2 protein-coding genes and 1 tRNA gene are annotated in these 2,234 nt (G+C 76.3%); 1 reads left to right on the forward strand and 2 read right to left on the reverse strand.

Annotated elements, in window-relative coordinates:
- Positions 1–86 precede the first annotated feature (86 nt).
- Positions 87–160: transfer RNA gene (locus tag RIF68_RS34915), tRNA-Lys, on the forward strand.
- A gap of 80 nt (positions 161–240) precedes the next feature.
- Here the strand turns inward: RIF68_RS34915 and RIF68_RS34920 are convergent.
- Entirely contained in the window at positions 241–897 is a 657-nt protein-coding gene (locus RIF68_RS34920) for a response regulator transcription factor (protein ID WP_309055552.1), read from the reverse strand.
- Complete coding sequence (locus RIF68_RS34925; protein WP_309055554.1) at positions 834–2,129, reverse strand: sensor domain-containing protein; 1,296 nt, start codon at positions 2,127–2,129, stop codon at positions 834–836. Before RIF68_RS34925 ends, RIF68_RS34920 begins: the two co-directional genes overlap by 64 nt.
- Between the last annotated feature and the right edge of the window lie 105 nt (positions 2,130–2,234).

Genomic DNA, 2,234 nt, shown 5'->3' on the forward strand with positions numbered 1-2,234 from the left:
GGCCCGTCCGGGGCGCACCCCGGACGGGCCCCGCGGGGTGGTCGGAAGCACCCCTCGGGAGCAGGTAGTATTTTCTTCGTCAGCAGGCGCCGCTAGCTCAGTTGGTTAGAGCAGCTGACTCTTAATCAGCGGGTCCGGGGTTCGAGTCCCTGGCGGCGCACCGACGGAAGAAGCCCCTCGCGGAAGCGGGGGGCTTCTTCGTGTCACGGGTACGGTGCCGGGGTCCGGCTCCCGGCCGGTTCACGCCCGCAGGTAGGTGAGGACGGCGAGGACCCGGCGGTGGGTGTCCTCGGCCGGGGGCAGGTGCAGCTTGGCCAGGATGTTGCCGATGTGCTTGCCGACGGCCGCCTCGGTCACCACCAGGCGCCGGGCGATCTCCGCGTTGGAGTGCCCCTCGGCGACCAGCCCCAGGACTTCGCGCTCGCGCGGGGTCAGCGCCTCCAGCGGATCGCGATGCCGGCGCAGCAGCTGCCGTACGACCTCCGGGTCGACGACCGTGCCCCCGGCGGCGACCCGGGCGAGGGCCTCCACGAACTCCTCGACCTGTCCCACCCGGTCCTTCAGGAGGTAGCCGACGCCGGTGCCCTCACCGGTGTCGAGGAGGTCGGCGGCGTAGCTGCGCTGCACGTACTGGCTGAGGACGAGGACCGGCAGCGCGGGCCGCTCGGCGCGCAGGGCGACCGCCGCGCGCAGCCCCTCGTCCTGGAAGCCCGGCGGCATCCGTACGTCGGTCACCACGATGTCCGGGTCGTGCGCGGCGACGGCCTCGCGCAGGGCGTCGGCGTCCCCGACCGCGGCGACGACCTCGTGGCCGAACCGGGCGAGGAGCCCGATCAGTCCCTCCCGGAGGAGGACACCGTCCTCGGCGAGGACGACGCGCAGGGGACGGTCGGGCACGGGATCTCCGCTCGTAGCAGGGTCGGCCCGCCGGGCGGGCTGGTGATCGTCAGTGTGCCATCGAGGACGGCGAGCCGGTCCGCGAGCCCGGTGAGCCCTGAGCCGCGGGCCGGGTCGGCGCCGCCGCGGCCGTCGTCCTCGACCTCCAGGCGCAGCGTCCCGCCGAGGAGACGGGCGGTGAGCCGGGCCCGGGTGGCGCCGCTGTGGCGGGCGACGTTGGCGAGGGCCTCGCAGCCGGCGAAGTACCCGGCGCTCTCCACGGCCTCCGGCAGCCGGGGCAGATCCAGGTCGGTGCCGACCGGAACGGCGGAGCGGTCGGCGGCGTCGGCGAGGGCCGCGCCGAGCCCGTAGTCGGTGAGGACCTGCGGCCGGATGCCGTGGATCAGCTCGCGCAGCTCCGCCAGGACCTGTCCGGCCTGCTCGTGGGCGCGGGCGAGCTGGTCGGCGAGCGGGCCGGCCGGGGCGTCGAGCCGGGCGAGCCCGAGGGTCATGGTGAGGGCGACGAGACGCTGCTGCGCCCCGTCGTGGAGGTCGCGCTCGATGCGGCGGCGCTCGGCCTCGAAGGCGTCGACGAGCCGGGCCCGGGAGGCGATGACCTCCCCGATCGCACCCTCCGGGGCGGACGCGCGGGGGGCGAGCAGGACCCGGGCGAGGGCGGCGCGGGCCCCGGCGACCGCGCCGAGCGGGTAGGTGAGGAGCGCCAGGAGGACGGCGCCGAGGGCGGCCGCGACGAAGGCCTCCGGGTAGGAGGTGACCAGGTAGACCTTGACGACCTTGGTCTCGTGGCCGTCGGCGGCCAGCTGGAGCGGGGTGGTGAGGAGGACGGCGGGCAGGCCGAGCCCGACGGCGAGCGCGAGGAGGTCCAGCGGCCACAGGACGGTGGCGAGGAGCAGGGCGTACGCGAGCTCCCGCCAGGTGGCCCGCTCCCCCGCCCGCCGCCGCAGCCAGGCGGCGAGGCCGGGCGCTTCCGGCAGCCGGTGCGGGTCGCGGACGGGCGCGAGCTCGGCGAGCCGCAGGCGCCGGCGCTCCAGGGCACCGACGGCGACACCGGCGAGCAGCAGGAAGGGCAGGCCCACCAGGAGCAGCGAGCCGAGGACGAGCACGGCGAGCACCAGACAGGCGGCGGCCCCGACGAGCGCTCCGCTCCCGAGATAGGCGGCGGCCCGCCAGGGCCACGGCCCGAGGAGGTAGCGGGGCCGGGTGATCGCCTGCCAGAGGGTACGGATCTCCATGGGCGCCCACGCTAGGCGGCGGCGGGAGGCGGGGGCCATGGGCGTGGGGGGTGGAAGGAGGGTGGGCCTGGCCCTACCGAAGGGTGGGGCTCGGGGTGCGGGGAG

It is taken from the genome of Streptomyces sp., from assembly GCF_031178505.1.
GTDB classification, from domain to species: domain Bacteria; phylum Actinomycetota; class Actinomycetes; order Streptomycetales; family Streptomycetaceae; genus Streptomyces; species Streptomyces gulbargensis.